Below are 17,561 nucleotides of genomic sequence, written 5' to 3'. Positions count from 1 at the left end.
ACCTCGTCTCTTGAGTGGGCAAGAATATTACGTTCAAGGGTTCTAAAGCGCAATTTTCGGGATATGTCAATTCGCTGCGTTGCGGCATGCGGGGTTATTCAGATTGTGGGTGTTGCCAATTGATGGCAGGGTGCTGCTATGACGCAGACCGTGGAACTTCCGCTTTGGCTGTTTTTGCTGATCCTGGTGTTTGCCGCGGTCACACTGGCCTCGCATTTCTTGTTTCCATCGGTGCGGTGGTTCTTTCGACGTCGTCTTGAACGGGCTGTCAAGCGCCTGAATACACGCCTGCAAAGGCCGATCCAGCCATTCAAATTGGCGCGGCGGCATGACATGATCCAACGTCTGATCTATGACCCGCAGGTCGGACAAGCGGTTCAGGCTCATGCGCATGAAGAGGGTATTCCCGAGGCAGTCGCCTTTGAAAAGGCGCGGGGCTATGCACGCGAGATCGTTCCCTCATTTTCAGCTGTGGCCTATTTTAGCATCGCTATCCGCCTGGCCAGAATGCTCAGCAATGCCTTCTATGACGTGCGGCTCAGCTATGCTGACGAAGACGCCCTGAAAAGCATCGATCCGGACGCCACGGTTGTTTTTGTTATGAATCACCGCAGCAACATGGATTATGTGTTGGTCACTTATCTGGCGGCGCAGCAATCCGCTTTGTCCTATGCCGTGGGCGAATGGGCGCGGGTCTGGCCGCTAAGCCGCCTTATCCGGGCGATGGGCGCATATTTTATCCGCCGCAAGTCAGGCAGTGAGCTGTATCGTCAGGTTCTGGCCAGTTATGTTCGGCACGCGACCGAAGCGGGTGTCACACAGGCGATGTTTCCCGAAGGTGGCCTGAGCCTGACAGGTGCGCTTGGACGTCCAAAACTGGGCCTGCTGAAATACATTATCGACGGTACTACCCCCGAGGGGCGGGACGTCGTTTTTGTACCCGTGGCCTTAAACTACGATCGCGTATTGGAGGACACGATCCTGACTAAGGCCGCCCTTGGCAATCAAAGACGGTTCCGCGCCAGAATCGGAGTGATCGCCAGATGGATACTCAAACAGATCGGGCGGCGTCTGATCGGACGATACAAGCGGTTTGGTCTGGCGTCGGTGCGATATGGGCAGCCGATATCACTGCGTGCTTTTCGGGCCGTGCGAGGCACGGAAATAATGACCGATCTGGCAAGGGATCTGATGGCAGGTATAGCCGCCGAGATTCCAATGGTTCCGGGACCGGCTGTTTGCCGATTGGTGCGGGACGGGGGGGCGGTGTTGGAAAAGGACGCCTTGGACCTGGTGGCAAAAAGTTTGCGCTGTGACGGAATTTCCGATCACTCTGACAGGGAAGCAACCGAGGCGGCCATTGATCAACTGGTCGACCGGCACATACTGAGACGCGAGGACGGGAAATTATGTCCATCAGGTCAACGGGTTGACCTTCTTGATTATTACGCAGCTTCGGTGCCGCCGGACGCTGAATGGCGCATTGCTGCATCTGCAAAAGAGATTTCTGCACCCGCTGGGTCATAAAATTACAAAATTCAAGCAAAATCTATTGCAATATTTCTCTCAGGCCAATATCTCATCGGTTAATGCGGGCGATTCTGCATCGCGGCAAACGTTTAGAACAAAGGAGGCCAACATGGCTCTGGACACCGATAGCGGCATCGCGTCGTACGAGGCACCGGAAAAAGACCTCTATGAGATGGGCGAAATCCCCCCGATGGGATTCGTGCCAAAGAAAATGTATGCATGGGCGATCCGCAAGGAACGTCACGGCGAGCCTGACACTGCAATGGTACAGGAAGTTGTCGATGTCCCAGAACTGGACAGCCACGAGGTGCTGGTTCTGGTGATGGCAGCAGGCGTGAATTACAACGGTGTCTGGGCGTCTTTGGGTAAGCCGATTTCGCCTTTCGACGGCCACAAAGCCCCATATCACATCGCCGGTTCCGATGCCTCTGGCATCGTTTGGGCAGTTGGCGCGAAAGTAACTCGGTGGAAGGTTGGTGACGAGGTTGTCATCCACTGCAACCAGGACGATGGCGACGACGAAGAATGCAACGGTGGCGATCCGATGTATTCACCCAGCCAGCGTATCTGGGGTTATGAGACCCCGGACGGTTCGTTCGCGCAGTTCACCAACGTGCAGTCGCAGCAGCTGATGCCGCGTCCCAAGCACCTGACCTGGGAAGAAAGTGCCTGCTACACGCTGACGCTGGCCACTGCCTATCGGATGCTGTTCGGCCACGAGCCGCACGACCTGAAACCCGGCCAAAACGTTCTGGTCTGGGGCGCCTCGGGTGGCCTGGGCTCTTACGCGATCCAGCTGATCAACACCGCAGGTGCTAACGCGATCGGCGTGATCTCGGACGAAAGCAAGCGTGACTTTGTCATGGGTCTGGGTGCGAAGGGCGTTCTGAACCGCAAAGACTTCAACTGCTGGGGCCAGCTCCCCACGGTCAACACGCCGGAATATGCCGAGTGGTTCAAAGAGGCCCGCAAGTTCGGCAAGGCGATCTGGGACATCACCGGTAAAGGCAACAACGTCGACATGGTGTTCGAACACCCCGGCGAAAGCACCTTCCCGGTTTCGACCTTCGTTGTGAAAAAAGGCGGCATGGTTGTGATCTGCGCCGGTACCACCGGTTACAACCTGACCTTCGACGTGCGTTATATGTGGATGCACCAGAAGCGCCTGCAGGGATCGCACTTTGCCCACCTCAAGCAAGCGGCCGCGGCAAACCAGCTGATGGTTGAGCGTCGTCTTGACCCATGCATGTCCGAAGTGTTCGCTTGGAACGATTTGCCCGAGGCGCACATGAAGATGATGCGGAACGAGCACAAGCCGGGCAATATGTCGGTCTTGGTTCAGGCACCTCAGACCGGAATGCGCACTCTGGGAGAGGTTTTGGACGCTCGCGGTTGAGCCGCACACTAAAATACATGCTTATGCCCGCGAATCGTCCTGACGGTTCGCGGGCATAGTCTTTCTGGCCATAACCTTTTTCTTTTCAGATGGTTGCGCGTTTCACCCCCGCTGTTTTTGGGGAGTAGAAATCAGTGAATAGGCTAAAAAATACTGCACATGCTATGGTTGAGTTAACCCTTCGTTAACCTTTTCGGAGCGAACCTGATGGCGCAAAATGAGTGGATACTGGACGTATTGTCGGATCTCAACGCCTTCGCTGTTGAGAACGGTTTGATCGCGCTGGCCGAACAGTTGGATGACACCAAGCTGATCGCCGCCGCCGAGATCGCGTCCAAGAAGACTGAGGTACGGGCGCCCGGGGATGGGAACAAAACTCGATATGAGCCAGGTCCTGGAGGCCTTGGAAAACACCAGCACGCTTGATGAGCTTAGCAATGTCGCCGTCCAATTGCGCGACAGGTTGCGTGTCAATCATCTCATTTACCATTGGGTCGACAGCGCCGGTGACCAATACGGTTATACGACTTATCCCGACGCTTGGGCGGAACGGTATCAGGAAAAGAACTACCATCGCATAGATCCGGTCATTCTGGGCTGTTTTCAGCGGTTTCATCCGGTCGATTGGAAAACGCTGGACTGGTCGGGCAAGGTATCCAAGGCATTTTTGCAGGACGCGCAGAGTCATGGGGTTGGAAATCAGGGATACTCGATTCCGATCCGTGGGCCGAATGGTCAGTTCGCTTTGTTCACGGTTAACCATTCTTGTGACGATGAGACCTGGCAAAAATTCATCGCCACACATGGCCGCGAATTGATCCTGATTGCGCATTACTTCAATCGCAAAGCCCTGGAGTTCGAAAAAGACCGTCAACCGGAAGCACCCCGTGGACTTTCGCCTCGTGAGGTAGACGCAATGACCCTGTTGGCACTGGGTCAGAGCCGCGCACAGGTGGCACATTCGCTGTCGATTTCCGAGCACACGCTGCGGGTCTATATCGAAAGCGCTCGGGCCAAGCTTGGGGCGCAGAACACGACCCATGCGATCGCCACTGCACTTAGCCGAGGATTAATAGTGGTTTAAGAGGCGAGCGCCCCTAGAACGGGAAATTAACTATGACTTTGTACCCCCTTCGTTCCTGCACAGGACGACAAGGGGAAAAAAGTCATGTTGCGCTATCTGTTTGCCGACGAGCTTTACAAGTTTCCGGAGCTTGCCAAAGGAATGTTCCGGGACCGCGCGGATCAGTTCAAAACCCGACTAGGCTGGGACGTTCACGTCAACGAAAAAGGAGAGGAACGGGATCAGTATGATGACCTGAACCCGCTCTATGTCATCTGGGAAGAAGAGGATGGCAGTCACGGCGGGTCCATGCGCATCCTGCCCACCACCGGACCAGTTATGGTGAATGAGGTCTTTGGTCATCTGACGGGGGGTAGCCCGATCAAAAGCCCGTTGATCTGGGAAGTGACCCGGTTTTGCCTGTCCCGTACAGCCAGCCCCCATACCGCCGGGGCCATCATGTTAAGCGGTGGAGAAGTGATGGAAGGGTTCGGCCTGACCCATATCGCGGGTGTTTTCGATGCACGTATGATTCGGATCTATCGCCTGATTGGATCGTCACCCATCGTATTGGGTTCCGAAGGGAAGGGGCGCGACCAGATATCGGTCGGGCTGTGGCCCTATTCCGCCGAGGATTGCACCCGTGTCGCTGAACGCGCGGGTATCCCGCGCGAGCTGTCCCGGCTTTGGTTCAAGACCGCGTTTGGCAATGACCGGCAGCACAGGTTTGCCCTTTCGGCCTGATGTACGGAAATCCCAAATCCCTGTCTGGTGATAGCTGGCGCGGCCCTGTAGGGTCGCGCCATGTCTATGCCCCCCGTGACCTTCTCTGATGATCAGGCCGCCGCTTATGACAGCATCTCAGAGATGCTGAAAACTGCAGGTGTTGACCTAGATGACGATGCACTGCTGAAATTGCCGGGCGCCGGAAAATCCGGTGTGATGGCGGTGATCGGCAAGGCGGGGTCGGGTAAAACCCTGCTTTTGGCCGAGCTTTACAAGGCTCTGGCTGAGACCGGTGTGCAAATCGTGTCCGGTGATTTCGAAAGCCGCAAGGCAAAGGAGAAACGCAGCCTCGCTATCCTTGCACCGACGAACAAAGCCGCCAGCGTTCTGCGCCTACGTGGCGTGCCTGCGACCACGATCCACCGCATTCTCTATACACCGGTCTATGACCCCGAATACGAGCGGATCGCCGAATGGCTGGCGGGCAATGACGAACGCCCCGAGATCGAAGGTCTGACGGACGATGCGCTGGACCGCGCAGCGGCATTTTATGAGAACAATAAATCTATCCCCGGCGCGCTGGCGGCGGCTGGACTGCGCGGATCGGATTTCATCACAGGCTGGAAACGCCGGGATGAGCCGCTGGATATCGGGTTTGTGGACGAAGCCTCGATGCTGGACGACCGGCAATTCGAAGACCTGCAAGAGATATTTCCAACACTGCTGCTGTTTGGTGACCCGGCGCAGCTGGCCCCGGTCAACCAATCAGGCAGCATGGTGTTTGAGGCTTTGCCGGAACCGCGCAAGCAGATTCTGCACCGGGTCCACCGGCAGGACGCGGACAACCCCATTCTGGATCTGGCCCACGCGCTGGCGGACCCACAGATGGGCTTTGAGGATTTCGAACGCCTGATCGAACAGACCGCGCGAAAGGATGATCGTGTGGTCTGGGGCCAACGGGTCGAGGTTGATCTGATGGCTCGCAGTCCGGTTCTGGTCTGGCGCAACGCCACGCGTATCCGGCTGATACAAGCATTTCGGCACGTCCATGACGCACCGGATACCGAGCTGCTGGAAGGCGAGCCTCTGATCTGTGATGGCATCGAGCTGCCGTTAAAACACCGCAAGAAACGGCTGGATCTTGAGGCACGGGGGCTGATCAAGGGGGCTCAGGTTATCTATCTGGGGCCGGGGCGTAAACCGGGATTTTCACGCCTGCATGTCATGGGCGCAGAAGACCCGCAAGTTAGTGCCGCGTCTATCGTCAAGATCGAAAAACCGGACGAGGAAGAGCCGTTCATTCCCTTTGCTGCGCGGATGGGGGCAACCTTTTTGCATGGCGCTGCGGTGACCATTCATAAGGCTCAGGGGTCGCAATGGGACACGGTGCAGGTCTTTGCCCCCGACATTTACGCTGCCGCGCGCATGGGCCGGACCGAGGCCGGACAACCGTTGTGGAAGCGGCTGGCTTACGTTGCCATTACCCGGGCTCAGGAACGCTTGATCTGGGTGGTGCGCAATCGGTTGGCCAAGCCCACCCACCCCCTACGAGTGGACGATCTAAGGGCTGTACCTGCGGCGTCGCTGACATTGGAGGCGGAAGAGTTATGACATCTATCATCGTCACCGGCGCAAGCTCGGGCATCGGACGCGCCACCGCTGAACTGTTCTTGTCTGAAGGCTGGAAGGTTGGCCTGCTTGCACGCAGCGCGGACATCTTGCACGAAATGGCGTCGCACAACGAAAACGCGGTTCCATTGATCGCCAATGTCACCGATCCAGAGGCGGTGCAATCCGCTTTCAACACGTTTCTGGAAAAGGTTGGTCGTCTGGATGTTCTGTTCAACAACGCTGGAATATTCGCAACCGGGGGCACCATCGACGAAATCGCCCTGGAAGACTGGTATCAGAGCGTCAACGTCAATCTGAACGGCATGTTCCTGTGCGCACGTGAGGCGTTTCGGGCCATGCGCCATCAGTCTCCGCAGGGTGGGCGCATCATCAATAATGGATCAATTGCCGCGCATGTTCCGCGTCCGAACTCGGTGCATTATTCGGCGACGAAGCACGCCATCACCGGCCTGACCCGTAGCTTGTCGCTGGACGGTCGTGATCTGGGTATCGCCTGCGGTCAGATTGATATCGGCAATGCACGAACGCAGATGGTGCAGGGGCTGGTGGATGCCGCCGTTGAGGCTGGACAACAGCCCGACCCGACCATGGCGGTTGAAGATGCCGCCCGATCGGTTCTGCATATGGCGACGCTGCCGCCTGAGGCAAATGTCCAGTTCATGACCGTGATGGCGACAACGATGCCGTATATCGGGCGCGGATAAACGTCAGTTTTCGCGTAGCAACCGGAAGGCCGTCGACGCGCCCCAGCCCGCCGCAATCGCAATAACCAGGGACATCAGCCCGTACCAGACAGGCTGTTGCCGGGATAGATTATATAGAAACCGCTCTAGCCCGACCTTGCGCACGTCGATGATGGTCTCGAACTCAGACACAATCTCGCCGCTCCGTGTCAGGAATATCCGCGCTGCATAATCCCCTTCGGTCAGGTCAGCAGGCATCGCGATCGATGTGCGAAACAGGGTTTGCTCGTCCACGGCGACGGTGTTTTCACGAATAGAGTACAGCCCCTCGTCCTCGCGAATGCGAACAACAGCATCCGCAAAAGCCTGTGCGCCGCGGATGTGCATGGCCGCCCCGACCGAGCGGATAGCCCGCTCGATGGAGATGCGGTGCCGCAGATCCTCGGTGTCTGTCAGAATAGCGTCCAGCGGCCCGCTGGTGGCCACGGCGTAAAAGCTGGGCGCGAGATCGACAAGAACACTATCGGTGTTGACCCATATCCCCAACTTCCGTTCTTTGCGCCGCACCATCACCGGACTGGACGGCCCTGCCACGGCCACAATGACTTCGAGCGGCGGGCCGTCCGGGATCGGCGTCTCTCGCTTGACGGCGCCGAAGATCAGAATCTCCGAACCATCGAACGTCGCAGTGATGGCGACGCGGTCCTGGCTGAGACCCAGGACAACCTGTTCGTCCTCTGCCAGTGCTGCTGAGCAGCAAAGGACCAATACTGCAATCAGGCGTTTCAGCATGATCAGTGTCCCCCTTCAGTGCCAAGGGAGTAGAGTTCGGACGGTTCGATTAATAGGTCCAAGGCCAGCTTGCCGCAGACCACGAGAACAAGCGCGGCCAGCAGAACCCGCAATTGCTCGGCAGGCATCCGTGCCCCTATTACCGTTCCGATCTGCGCACCAATCACGCCGCCGATCAGCAGTAAAACGGCCAGAACGATGTCGACCGTATAGTTGGTGGTCGCGTGCAGCATGGTGGTGAACGCGGTCACGAAAATAATCTGAAACAGAGAGGTCCCGACCACAACCTTTGTGGGCATGCCCAACAGGTAGATCATCGCAGGTACCATGATGAACCCGCCGCCGACGCCCATGATGGCAGACAGAACACCAACGCAAAGCCCTACCAGAACGGGCGGAATGACCGAGATATACAGGCCCGAAGTGCGAAAGCGCATCTTGAACGGCATCGAGTGGACCCAGCCGCGCTGCCGACGTTTCGCGGGGGCGGCAGTGCCCTTTTTGGCTTTGCGCAGGGCGCGCAGGCTTTCAATGAACATAAGCCCGCCGACGACGCCAAGGAACACTACATAGCACAGCGTTACCAGCAGATCGACCTGGCCCAGGCTTTTGAGATAGTTGAAGACCACCACCCCGAGGGCGGCCCCCATTAACCCGCCGGTTAATAAGACCGTGCCCATCCTGAAATCGACGGTCTTTCGTCGGAAATGTGCCAGCACGCCCGAAAAAGATGATGCGACGATCTGGTTGGCTTCTGTCGCAACAGCGACGGCGGGGGGGATGCCGATGAAGAACAACAGTGGTGTCATCAGGAACCCGCCGCCCACGCCGAACATGCCTGATAAGATGCCGACCATCCCGCCCAAACCCAGCAGCAGGAACGCGTTGACAGAGACTTCAGCGATAGGAAGGTAAATTTGCATGTGAAATTACCGGATGAGCGTTGGTGCACCACGCAAGGTGATGCGGTTCGGCTCATACCATTGGGGTGAGGCGTTAATGTGACGTTCAGGGAATAACCCTTTCTGCCACATGGCGAATATCGTCCTGCCGGGTAGTGAGCCCGCCTTTTGCCCGGCAGTCTGATCTGGCTGATTGTAACGCGCCTCGGTCCGGAGGCGGTCGTGTGTGTCTATCACCCTGACTCGGGCAGGTCCGATTTCGACTATCACAGGAAACACACGCATACCCCTTTAGAGCGGTTGCGGCGTGCAAAATCAACTCTGCATGCCGCCCTGCAGCGAACAGGACTGAACTGTGTCCGAATCTGGACTTATCAGCGTTCCTTCACATAAGGTTCTCCACCCGCGCGCGGTGGGATGGCCTTGCCCACGAACCCGGCCAGAATGACGACGGTCAGGATATAGGGCAAGGCGTCCATGACCTGCACCGGAATGACCACGCCACCCAGATCAATGTTCTGGAAACGCAGCGCGATGGCCTGCAACAACCCAAACAGCAGACAGGCCCACATGGCATGCCAGGGCCGCCATTTGGCAAAGATCAGCGCGGCCAGCGCGATGAACCCGCGCCCGGCTGTCATCTCTTTGACGAACCCAGCCTGCAAGGCAGTGGCCAGATACGCCCCTGCAATCCCGCACAGCACGCCGCAAATGGCGACAGCTGCGAACCGCAGGCCGACAACCGACACCCCGGCGGTGTCCACCGCCGCAGGGTTTTCCCCAACAGCGCGCAGGCGCAGGCCGAACCGGGTGCGATACAAAACCCACCATGTCAGCGGGACCATCAGGAACGCCACATAAACCAGTATCGAATGACCCGAGAGCAACTCAGAATAGATTGGCCCGATGATTGGAACCCCGCTGATTCCATCGGCAAAGGGGAAATTGATCGGCTCAAAACGACCTCCACCAAACAGAGAGGGCGTGCGGCCACCTTGCTGGAACCAGCTTTGCGCGATCAGAACCGTCAGACCCGACGCCAGAAAGTTGATAGCAACGCCCGAGATCAGCTGGTTTCCCCGGAAGGTGATCGAGGCCACCCCGTGCAGGGCCGACAAGACCAGTGAGGACGCGATGCCCGCCAATAGACCCAGCCAGACCGATCCGGTGACAGCAGCAACCGCCGCTGAGAAAAATGCCGACATCAACATCTTGCCCTCCAGCCCGATGTCGAAAATGCCCGCGCGCTCGGAATAGAGTCCCGCCAGACAGGCCAGTAGCAGTGGCGTAGCCAGACGGATGGTTGAATCCAGAACTTGAATGAGTGTTACGAAGAACTCCATCACCGCATACCCCGCAAGCTGAGGAACAGCTTTTCAAGCGGCATCCGGACCATATTGTCCAGCGCCCCCGTAAACAGGATCACGAGGGCCTGAATAACCACGATCAACTCGCGTGGAATCGAGGTCCACAGCGCCAGCTCAGCGCCGCCCTGATACAGAAATCCGAATAAAATCGCCGCCAGAAAAACGCCGAACGGGTGCGAGCGGCCCATCAGCGCCACGGCGATCCCGATGAAACCGGCACCTTCGGTCGAGTTGAGAACCAACCGCTCAGCCTCGCCCATCACGTTGTTGATAGCCATGAGCCCGGCAAGCGCGCCCGAGATCAGCATGGCGATGATGGTGATCCGCACGGGGGAAATCCCGGCATAGACCGCGCCGGTTTCCGAATGGCCATAGGCCCGGATTTCATAGCCCAGCCTTGTACGCCAGATCAGGGCCCAAACAACCATACAGGCAAGCAGCGCCACAAAGAACGAAATATTCGCGGGCGCACCCCGGAAAACGACATTTTCGGCGGTTGAGAACATGGACTGGAATGTCGGCAGATGCACCGCCTCGGGGAAACGGGCCGTGGCCGGATCTTGCGAGCCCTGCGGGCGCATCACGTTCACCAGCATATAGTTCAGCACTGCAGCCGCGATAAAGTTGAACATGATCGTGGTGATAACGATATGGCTGCCGCGCTTGGCCTGTAGATAGGCCGGGATCGCAGCCCATGCTGCACCAAACAGCATCGACGCTGCACAGGCGGCCAACAGGGCAATGCTCCAATGTGGCCAGGGCACATACAGGCAGACGATGGCAACACCAAGCCCGCCCAACATAGCTTGTCCTTCCCCCCCGATGTTGAACAGACGAGCGTGAAAGGCCACGGCTACCGCAAGACCGGTGAACATGAAGTTGGTTGCGTAATAAAGCGTATAGCCCCAGCCATACGTCGACCCCAGCGCGCCGGTGACCATCAGATTCACCGCTTCGACAGGGTTTTCACCAATGGCGAGGATGACCAGCGCCGAAAGAATTGCGGCCAGTATCAGACTGATCAACGGGATCAGAACGACGTCGGCCCATTTGGGCATCTTTTCCATCTTACGCGGCCTCTCCCGCAACACCGGCCATCAACAGGCCCAATTCTTTTTCATCAGTTTCATGGGGCAGACGCTCGCCCATGATATGTCCGTCAAACATCACTGCGATCCGGTCGGACAGCGAGAAGATTTCTTCCAGCTCGACCGAGACAAGCAGGATCGCCTTACCCTGATCGCGCAGGGCAACGATCTGTTTGTGAATGAATTCAATCGCGCCGATGTCCACTCCGCGTGTGGGCTGACCGACCAGCAACAAGTCGGGGTTACGCTCGATTTCGCGCGCGACAACGATTTTCTGCTGGTTGCCACCCGAAAAACTCTTGGCGGCAAGCCACGCGTCGGGCGGGCGCACGTCGAACTTTTCGATCTTGGCTTCGGTGTCGGCGCGCAGGGCGGCGTTATCCATGAAGATGCCGCGTTTATAGGCCGGGTCACGGTGATAGCCGAAAGCCACGTTTTCCCAGGCATGGAAGTCCATAATCAGACCTTCACGCTGCCGGTCCTCTGGCACGTGGGCAATGTGTTGCGCCCGTCGGGCCTGCCCGTCCGAACCATGACCGCTCAGCGCCAAAGGCGTTCCGTTCAACTTGATCTGTCCCTGACCGGGTCTCATGCCGCCCAACACTTCCAGCAATTCAGATTGCCCATTACCCGCAACACCGGCAATGCCGACGATTTCTCCGGCGCGGACGGTCAGGTCGATGCCTTTGACACGTTCGACACCGGCCGAGTCAAATACGCGCAGGTTTTCAATTTCCAAAATGGGTTTGCCGGGCTGGGCAGGCACCTTGTCGACCTGTAACAGCACCTTGCGACCCACCATCAGCTCGGCCAATTCCTGCGGGTTGGTCTCGGCGGTTTTCACGGTTGCCGTCATCTGACCACGGCGCATCACCGAGACGGTATCGGTGTTCTCCATGATCTCGCGCAGCTTGTGAGTGATAACGATGATCGTCTTGCCCTCGGCCCGCAGGCGGTCGAGGATGCGGAACAGCTGGTCGGCCTCGGCCGGGGTCAGAACGCCGGTCGGTTCGTCCAGAATCAATATTTCGGCCTTGCGGTACAGCGCCTTGAGGATTTCGACCCGCTGCTGCATGCCAACACCGATCTCGTCGATGCGTTTGTCGGGGTCGACGAACAGCTCGTACTCTTCCTCCAGCTCTTTCAGTTCCTTGCGCGCCTTGGCCAGAGACGGGGCCAGCAGCCCGCCATCTTCGGCACCCAGAACGATATTTTCCAGAACGGTGAAGTTCTCGACCAGTTTGAAATGTTGAAAGACCATGCCAATGCCCGCGGCAATCGCCGCCTGACTGTCTGGGATGTCGGTTTTGGACCCGTTGATCCAGATCTCACCTTTGTCGGCCTTGTAGAAGCCGTAGAGAATGCTCATCAGCGTGGATTTGCCCGCACCGTTTTCACCGATGATCCCGTGGATCGTGCCGGGGGCAACGCTGATGGAAATGTCTTTGTTGGCCTGAACCGGCCCAAAGGCTTTGGAAATCCCTTTGAGCTCAATGGCGGGGACGGTCATGTCTTGTCCTCAATTGCCGAAAGGCCGCAATCGCATGTTGCGGCAAAATGGATGCGGGACGGAAGGTACATCTCCCGTCCCGCGCGATATTAGAACTGCAGTGCCGGGCAGCTGTCGTTCTCGTAATAGCTGACAACGGCCACGTTGCCGTCAATGATGTCCTGGCGCGCTTTGTCGACAGCGCCTTTCATCTCATCCGACACCAGTGGTGCGTTGTTTTCATCCAAAGCATAGCCCACGCCATCTTCGGCCAGGCCCATTGCAAAAACGCCGGTTTCCAGGTTGTCACCTGCGCTCATCGCTTCGTAGACAGCGACATCCACGCGTTTCAGCATCGAGGTCAAAACCTTACCCGGATGCAGGTGGTTCTGGTTGCTGTCAACGCCGATGGACAGGATGCCTTCATCGGCTGCAGTTTGCAAAACACCCACACCGGTGCCGCCAGCGGCAGCATAGATCACGTCAGCACCCTGGCTGATCTGCGCCTTGGTCAATTCCGAACCTTTAACCGGATCGTTCCATGCCGCAGGGGTAGTGCCGGTCATGTTGGCGACAATATTGATGTCGGGGTTTACGGCCTTCGCACCCTGAGCGTAGCCACAGCCGAAGTGGCGAATCAATGGGATATCCATGCCGCCGATAAATCCAACGGTGCCCGATTCAGACGCCATCGCGGCCATCATGCCGACCAGGTAGGAGCCCTCATGCTCTGCAAAGCTGACCTGACGGATGTTCGGAGCGTCCAGCCAGTTCACGTCAATCGCGACGAAATTGGTGTCCGGATAGTCACCTGCAACGGCGGACAGCGGGTCAGCCATTGCGAAACCAACGGTAACGATTGGGTTAGCGCCGGCCTCGGCAAAGCGGCGCAGGGCTTGCTCGCGCTGTGCTTCGGACTGCAGCTCGATTTCACGGTAAGTTCCACCGGTTTCTTCGGCCCAACGCGCGGCGCCGTTATGTGCGGCTTCGTTGAACGACTTGTCGAACTTACCGCCCAGATCGAAGATCAGGGCCGGTTCTGCCAGAGCCGCGCCCGCGGACAGCGCGACGGCGGCGGCAGCACCCATCAAAGATTTCATCAGGGTCATTTGATACTCCCGTTTGTTATTATCGGTCGGGGCCAAGATAGCCCCGTTTACCCACTGTGAGCGAGCATAACTGTTGTGATGGCGGGAATTAAGGCTGTTTGCAACAGGTGTGGTCAACAGAAATTTGACCAACTGGTAGAAAAAAATTGAGACAGAGTCTCAATTCAGGCTGCATTCCATGACAATCGCGTCAATTTTCTCAGCACTTTCGCGTGGATAGTAGCCTTTGCGTCGGCCGCAGGCCACGTAACCGCACCGCTTATACAAAGCAATGGCGGGGTGGTTGTCTGCGGCAACGTCCAGAAAGGCACGGATTGCGCCCAATCGCCGGGCCTGTTCGTGCCAATCCTGCATGCAGCGCCAGGCCAGTCCCTGCTGTTGGACGTCGGGATGGGTTGCGATTGTTAGCAGCTCGGCTTCGTCCGCGACGGCGCGAAAAAGTGCAAAAGACTCTGCCTTTCCAACAAGATGCGTAAAAGGATTGGCCAGCAGATCAGCGAATTCCTCGGCGGTCCAAGGGCGCGCTTGCGTGAAGGCTGCCGCGTGGGTGTGCGCAAGGTCCTGCGGTGTCATCCGTCCAACAATACCGGCGGGGTATCCTTTGACGGGGCTGCGTCTGCGGGCCGGATATACAGAGGGGCCGGAGGGGTGGTAACGGTCTGCCATCGCCGTCGTGCCAATCGGGCAATGGCCTGAACCTGCAAGTCAGGGTCGTCATTGAGGGCCAGAGGCCCAAGTGATTCTGCCTTTTCAAGGGACATCAACTCTGGGTCGTGATCCGGAAAGGCAACATAGACCTGATCGCGTGGGGCGCGAATGGCGGGCACTCCTTCTCCGGTTTCTGCCAAAGCATCAAAGCCGGAGACCCCGACGGCGGGTATACCCAGCCCCAGCGCCAGGCCACGCGCGGCCGAGACCGAAATGCGGATGCCGGTGAAATTTCCTGGCCCTATGCCCACGCCAATCGCTGAGAGATCGCGCCAAGTGAATCCGGCTTCGGCCAAAACCTCCTCCAGCAGGGGCATCAACCGTTCGGCCTGACCCCGCGACATGGGTTCGATGCGGGACATGATAATGGCGTCACCGCGTAACAAAGCGGCCGCGCAATGCGCGGCCGATGTGTCAAATGCCAGAATGATCGGGTCAGACGGCAACGGGTCGAACCTCGGTCACTTCGGGGATGTAGTGGCGCAGCAGGTTCTCAATTCCCATTTTCAGGGTCAGGGTTGAAGATGGGCAGCCCGCGCAGGCCCCTTGCATGTGCAGATATACGATGCCGCGGTCGAAGCCGTGAAACGTGATGTCGCCGCCGTCCTGAGCCACTGCCGGGCGCACGCGGCTGTCCAGCAGGTCCTTGATTTGGTTGACGATATCCGCATCTTCACCGGTATGCTCTGCATGGCCCGAAGCGGTTGAGGCATCTGCGCCCATGACCGGCTGGCCGGACTGATAATGCTCCATCACCGCACCCAGAATCGCGGGTTTGATGTGATCCCACTGAACGTCGTCCGATTTGGTTACGGTGACAAAGTCGTTGCCAAAGAACACACCGGTCACACCGCTGACCGAGAAAATCCGTTTCGCCAAGGGCGATTTCTCGCCAGCTTCTGCCGATGGAAAGTCCGCCGTGCCGGCCTCCAGCACAGTTTGACCGGGCAGGAATTTCAGCGTTGCAGGGTTCGGCGTGGATTCGGTCTGGATGAACATGTCACGGCTCCGTTTCAGTTGTCTCTGATATGCGGGTACGTGCCGGGGAAGTCAAGATTTGGAACCATTCTAAATTTCAGCCGCTAGTTGCACTGCCTCATCCAGCCGATCATCCCCCCAAAACAGTTCGTTTCCCACCAGAAAGCTGGGGGCACCGAAAATCCCCATGGACTCAGCGGTTTTCGTCTGATTCATCAGCGCCGACTTGATCTCAGGGTCCTGAATTCGACCGAGGGTCTCTGCGGGCAGGCTGGCCTGATCCAAACAATCGGTCAGAACCTTTTCATCCGAAATGTTCAAGCCATCGACAAACTGGGCCGCATAGACCGCGCGAACAAAAACGGCTCTTTGCGGGTGGGAATCAATCGCCAGCACAAGCCGTGCGGCTTTTAGGCCATTCTGCGGAAAGGGATCGGGCCGCTTGAACCGCAGGCCCCTTCGTTCGGACAACCGTTCCATATCGCGCCACATATAACGCCCTTTGGCGGGGTAGATATTGAACGGAGAATTGTCCCAGCCCTGCGCTGCAAAAATTGGACCGAGCAAAAAGGGATGCCACTCAACTGCGACACCGTTCTGGGCAGCCAGATCCTCGATTCGCATCGCGCTCAGATAGGAATACGTTGAAGCAAATTCGAACCAGAACTGGATGCTGCGGAGCATGGCCGGGTCTCAGGTTATTTCTTCTAGTTTTTCCTTGCTCAGATCGCCGGGAACGATGGTGATCGGGATCGGCAGGCTGCCCGAGTTCTTGGTCAGCTGCGTCACTAGCGGCCCGGGGCCTTTCTTTTCAACGCCCGCGCCCAACACAAGAACACCGATCTCGGGGTCGGACTGAACATGTTCGATGATCTGCGGAACCGGGTCGCCTTCGCGGATCGCCAGTTCCGGATCGACGCCTTGCTTGTCGCGCATCCACTTGGCGAAAACCTCGTAATGGGCATGGATACGTTCGCGCGCTTCTTCACGCATCACTTCGGCCACGCCGATCCAGTGGTTGAACTCATCTGGCGGAATGACCGACAGGATTGTGACGCCACCCCCGGTATGGGCCGCGCGCATCGCCGCAAAGCGCATAGCGTTCAGGCATTCGCGACTGTCATCCAGAACGACAAGAAATTTGCGCATGGAGGATCCTCATTCATTTCCGGCGATCATGCCCGACCAATTGCGCGCTGGCAACACGAGTAGTGATCAGCCGGTGCTGGCGGCCCAGTCCCAATACAGCTCGCGCGCACGACGGGCGATTGGACCGACCTGAAATTGTGTGTCTTCCAGCGCGGTGACCGGCGTGATCTTGTTCATGTTGCCGGTCATGAAAACCTCATCCGCCTTGTGGAAATCCTCGAAACTCAGGATGGATTCGTGCACAGTCACGCCATCGGCGCGCAGGTTTTCGATGTGACGCGCGCGGGTGATGCCAGCTAGAAAGGTGCCATTGGGGGTCGGAGTGAAGACCTCTCCGTCGCGAACCATGAAGATATTGGCGGTCGCGGTTTCCGCCACATGACCCAGAGCATCCGCGACCAGAGCATTCGAAAACCCCTTGGCGCGCACCTCTTGCAACATCCGCGCGTTGTTGGGGTACAGGCATCCGGCCTTGGCATTGACCACAGCGGATTCAAGAACCGGGCGGCGGAACCGCGTTGTGCCCAGCGTGACCGAGGCGGCCTCGGGCGCCATTGGAATCTCTTCCAGACAGATCGCAAACCCAGTGCTGTTTTCCTGCGGGACAATAGCGGTCGCGTCGCTGTCGATTCCCCAGTACATCGGGCGGATATAGACGGCAGCGTCCGGTCCGTAAAAGGTGAGCCCCTCGCGGATGATCTCGATCATCTGTTCGGTGGTGACAGTCGGGGTCAGCATCAGCGCCTCGGCCGAGCGGTTCACGCGGGCGCAATGGGCAGTAAGATCGGGGGTCATTCCGCTGAAGTATCGTGCGCCATCGAAAACGGACGATCCCAGCCACGCACCGTGATCGGCCGCGCGCATGATCGGGGCATCCCCGTTGTGCCACTGACCTTCGAAATAGGTGCGGATATTCTTGCCGACTGCCATGATGCCCTCCCAAGCTTTC

Annotated in this window: 19 protein-coding genes; 7 read left to right on the top strand and 12 right to left on the bottom strand. The window is 57.9% G+C overall.

The features are described from left to right. The first annotated feature begins 138 nt into the window (after positions 1 to 138). From ACR0IY_RS16840 to ACR0IY_RS16810, 7 genes are all read left to right on the top strand, one after another. Positions 139 to 1,527, top strand: a complete 1,389-nt coding sequence (locus tag ACR0IY_RS16840; protein ID WP_480675293.1) for a 1-acyl-sn-glycerol-3-phosphate acyltransferase — start codon at positions 139 to 141, stop codon at positions 1,525 to 1,527. A 112-nt stretch (positions 1,528 to 1,639) separates the two neighbouring features. Beyond that, the gene (ccrA, locus tag ACR0IY_RS16835; protein WP_480675291.1) at positions 1,640 to 2,926 is read left to right on the top strand and encodes a crotonyl-CoA carboxylase/reductase; all 1,287 of its coding nucleotides are present in this window, start codon (positions 1,640 to 1,642) and stop codon (positions 2,924 to 2,926) included. A 207-nt stretch (positions 2,927 to 3,133) separates the two neighbouring features. Then, complete coding sequence (locus ACR0IY_RS16830; protein WP_480675289.1) at positions 3,134 to 3,352, top strand: hypothetical protein; 219 nt, start codon at positions 3,134 to 3,136, stop codon at positions 3,350 to 3,352. Next, positions 3,291 to 4,010, top strand: a complete 720-nt coding sequence (locus tag ACR0IY_RS16825; protein WP_480675287.1) for a helix-turn-helix transcriptional regulator — start codon at positions 3,291 to 3,293, stop codon at positions 4,008 to 4,010. Before ACR0IY_RS16830 ends, ACR0IY_RS16825 begins: the two co-directional genes overlap by 62 nt. A gap of 84 nt (positions 4,011 to 4,094) precedes the next feature. Beyond that, complete coding sequence (locus ACR0IY_RS16820; RefSeq protein WP_480675285.1) at positions 4,095 to 4,733, top strand: acyl-homoserine-lactone synthase; 639 nt, start codon at positions 4,095 to 4,097, stop codon at positions 4,731 to 4,733. Positions 4,734 to 4,793: 60 nt separating this feature from the next. After that, positions 4,794 to 6,326: an ATP-dependent DNA helicase gene (locus ACR0IY_RS16815; protein WP_480675283.1), complete on the top strand. Its 1,533-nt coding sequence runs from the start codon at positions 4,794 to 4,796 to the stop codon at positions 6,324 to 6,326. Beyond that, positions 6,323 to 7,051 (top strand): SDR family oxidoreductase, encoded by a 729-nt coding sequence (locus ACR0IY_RS16810; RefSeq protein WP_480675281.1) that lies wholly within the window; start codon positions 6,323 to 6,325, stop codon positions 7,049 to 7,051. The genes ACR0IY_RS16815 and ACR0IY_RS16810 overlap by 4 nt, the downstream gene beginning before the upstream one ends. A 3-nt stretch (positions 7,052 to 7,054) precedes the next feature. Here the strand turns inward: ACR0IY_RS16810 and ACR0IY_RS16805 are convergent, their stop codons facing one another. From ACR0IY_RS16805 to ACR0IY_RS16750, 12 genes are all read right to left on the bottom strand, one after another. Beyond that, complete coding sequence (locus ACR0IY_RS16805) at positions 7,055 to 7,822, bottom strand: TIGR02186 family protein (protein ID WP_480675279.1); 768 nt, start codon at positions 7,820 to 7,822, stop codon at positions 7,055 to 7,057. A 2-nt stretch (positions 7,823 to 7,824) separates the two neighbouring features. Continuing rightward, the gene (locus tag ACR0IY_RS16800) at positions 7,825 to 8,745 is read right to left on the bottom strand and encodes a sulfite exporter TauE/SafE family protein (RefSeq protein ID WP_480675278.1); all 921 of its coding nucleotides are present in this window, start codon (positions 8,743 to 8,745) and stop codon (positions 7,825 to 7,827) included. 353 nt (positions 8,746 to 9,098) lie between these two features. Beyond that, on the bottom strand, positions 9,099 to 10,067 hold the full coding sequence (locus tag ACR0IY_RS16795; protein WP_480675276.1) for an ABC transporter permease: 969 nt from the start codon (positions 10,065 to 10,067) through the stop codon (positions 9,099 to 9,101). Next, positions 10,067 to 11,158 (bottom strand): ABC transporter permease, encoded by a 1,092-nt coding sequence (locus ACR0IY_RS16790; RefSeq protein ID WP_480675274.1) that lies wholly within the window; start codon positions 11,156 to 11,158, stop codon positions 10,067 to 10,069. The genes ACR0IY_RS16795 and ACR0IY_RS16790 overlap by 1 nt, the downstream gene beginning before the upstream one ends. Position 11,159: 1 nt before the next feature. Continuing rightward, positions 11,160 to 12,689, bottom strand: a complete 1,530-nt coding sequence (locus ACR0IY_RS16785; protein WP_480675272.1) for an ABC transporter ATP-binding protein — start codon at positions 12,687 to 12,689, stop codon at positions 11,160 to 11,162. 89 nt (positions 12,690 to 12,778) lie between these two features. Further along, positions 12,779 to 13,777 (bottom strand): BMP family lipoprotein, encoded by a 999-nt coding sequence (locus tag ACR0IY_RS16780; RefSeq protein ID WP_480675270.1) that lies wholly within the window; start codon positions 13,775 to 13,777, stop codon positions 12,779 to 12,781. 159 nt (positions 13,778 to 13,936) lie between these two features. Then, entirely contained in the window at positions 13,937 to 14,350 is a 414-nt protein-coding gene (locus ACR0IY_RS16775; protein WP_480675268.1) for a GNAT family N-acetyltransferase, read from the bottom strand. Continuing rightward, positions 14,347 to 14,931, bottom strand: coding sequence for a tRNA (adenosine(37)-N6)-threonylcarbamoyltransferase complex dimerization subunit type 1 TsaB (tsaB, locus tag ACR0IY_RS16770; RefSeq protein WP_480675266.1), 585 nt, complete (start codon positions 14,929 to 14,931; stop codon positions 14,347 to 14,349). Before tsaB ends, ACR0IY_RS16775 begins: the two co-directional genes overlap by 4 nt. After that, positions 14,921 to 15,484, bottom strand: a complete 564-nt coding sequence (locus ACR0IY_RS16765; RefSeq protein ID WP_480675264.1) for a NifU family protein — start codon at positions 15,482 to 15,484, stop codon at positions 14,921 to 14,923. The genes tsaB and ACR0IY_RS16765 overlap by 11 nt, the downstream gene beginning before the upstream one ends. Before the next feature lie 69 nt (positions 15,485 to 15,553). Next, entirely contained in the window at positions 15,554 to 16,147 is a 594-nt protein-coding gene (locus ACR0IY_RS16760) for a DsbA family protein (protein WP_480675262.1), read from the bottom strand. Between the two features lie 9 nt (positions 16,148 to 16,156). Continuing rightward, entirely contained in the window at positions 16,157 to 16,612 is a 456-nt protein-coding gene (locus ACR0IY_RS16755; RefSeq protein ID WP_209195306.1) for a universal stress protein, read from the bottom strand. A gap of 66 nt (positions 16,613 to 16,678) precedes the next feature. Beyond that, entirely contained in the window at positions 16,679 to 17,542 is an 864-nt protein-coding gene (locus tag ACR0IY_RS16750) for a branched-chain amino acid aminotransferase (RefSeq protein WP_480675259.1), read from the bottom strand. Positions 17,543 to 17,561 lie beyond the last annotated feature (19 nt).

The organism is Ruegeria sp. BC1, assembly GCF_056539305.1.
The sequence above is the reverse complement of the archived record's forward strand: the minus strand, read 5'-3'. Positions and strand labels throughout refer to the sequence as shown.

Coding starts and splice junctions, on each gene's coding strand:
- ACR0IY_RS16840 (WP_480675293.1), top strand. CDS start 139: ATGACGCAGACCGTGGAACTTCCGCTTTGGCTGTTTTTGCTGATCCTG.
- ACR0IY_RS16780 (WP_480675270.1), bottom strand. CDS start 13,777: ATGACCCTGATGAAATCTTTGATGGGTGCTGCCGCCGCCGTCGCGCTG.
- ACR0IY_RS16755 (WP_209195306.1), bottom strand. CDS start 16,612: ATGCGCAAATTTCTTGTCGTTCTGGATGACAGTCGCGAATGCCTGAAC.
- ACR0IY_RS16810 (WP_480675281.1), top strand. CDS start 6,323: ATGACATCTATCATCGTCACCGGCGCAAGCTCGGGCATCGGACGCGCC.
- ACR0IY_RS16825 (WP_480675287.1), top strand. CDS start 3,291: ATGGGAACAAAACTCGATATGAGCCAGGTCCTGGAGGCCTTGGAAAAC.
- ACR0IY_RS16805 (WP_480675279.1), bottom strand. CDS start 7,822: ATGCTGAAACGCCTGATTGCAGTATTGGTCCTTTGCTGCTCAGCAGCA.
- ACR0IY_RS16830 (WP_480675289.1), top strand. CDS start 3,134: ATGGCGCAAAATGAGTGGATACTGGACGTATTGTCGGATCTCAACGCC.
- ACR0IY_RS16820 (WP_480675285.1), top strand. CDS start 4,095: ATGTTGCGCTATCTGTTTGCCGACGAGCTTTACAAGTTTCCGGAGCTT.
- ACR0IY_RS16790 (WP_480675274.1), bottom strand. CDS start 11,158: ATGGAAAAGATGCCCAAATGGGCCGACGTCGTTCTGATCCCGTTGATC.
- ACR0IY_RS16765 (WP_480675264.1), bottom strand. CDS start 15,484: ATGTTCATCCAGACCGAATCCACGCCGAACCCTGCAACGCTGAAATTC.
- ccrA (WP_480675291.1), top strand. CDS start 1,640: ATGGCTCTGGACACCGATAGCGGCATCGCGTCGTACGAGGCACCGGAA.
- ACR0IY_RS16815 (WP_480675283.1), top strand. CDS start 4,794: ATGTCTATGCCCCCCGTGACCTTCTCTGATGATCAGGCCGCCGCTTAT.
- ACR0IY_RS16760 (WP_480675262.1), bottom strand. CDS start 16,147: ATGCTCCGCAGCATCCAGTTCTGGTTCGAATTTGCTTCAACGTATTCC.
- ACR0IY_RS16775 (WP_480675268.1), bottom strand. CDS start 14,350: ATGACACCGCAGGACCTTGCGCACACCCACGCGGCAGCCTTCACGCAA.
- ACR0IY_RS16800 (WP_480675278.1), bottom strand. CDS start 8,745: ATGCAAATTTACCTTCCTATCGCTGAAGTCTCTGTCAACGCGTTCCTG.
- ACR0IY_RS16750 (WP_480675259.1), bottom strand. CDS start 17,542: ATGGCAGTCGGCAAGAATATCCGCACCTATTTCGAAGGTCAGTGGCAC.
- ACR0IY_RS16785 (WP_480675272.1), bottom strand. CDS start 12,689: ATGACCGTCCCCGCCATTGAGCTCAAAGGGATTTCCAAAGCCTTTGGG.
- ACR0IY_RS16795 (WP_480675276.1), bottom strand. CDS start 10,067: ATGGAGTTCTTCGTAACACTCATTCAAGTTCTGGATTCAACCATCCGT.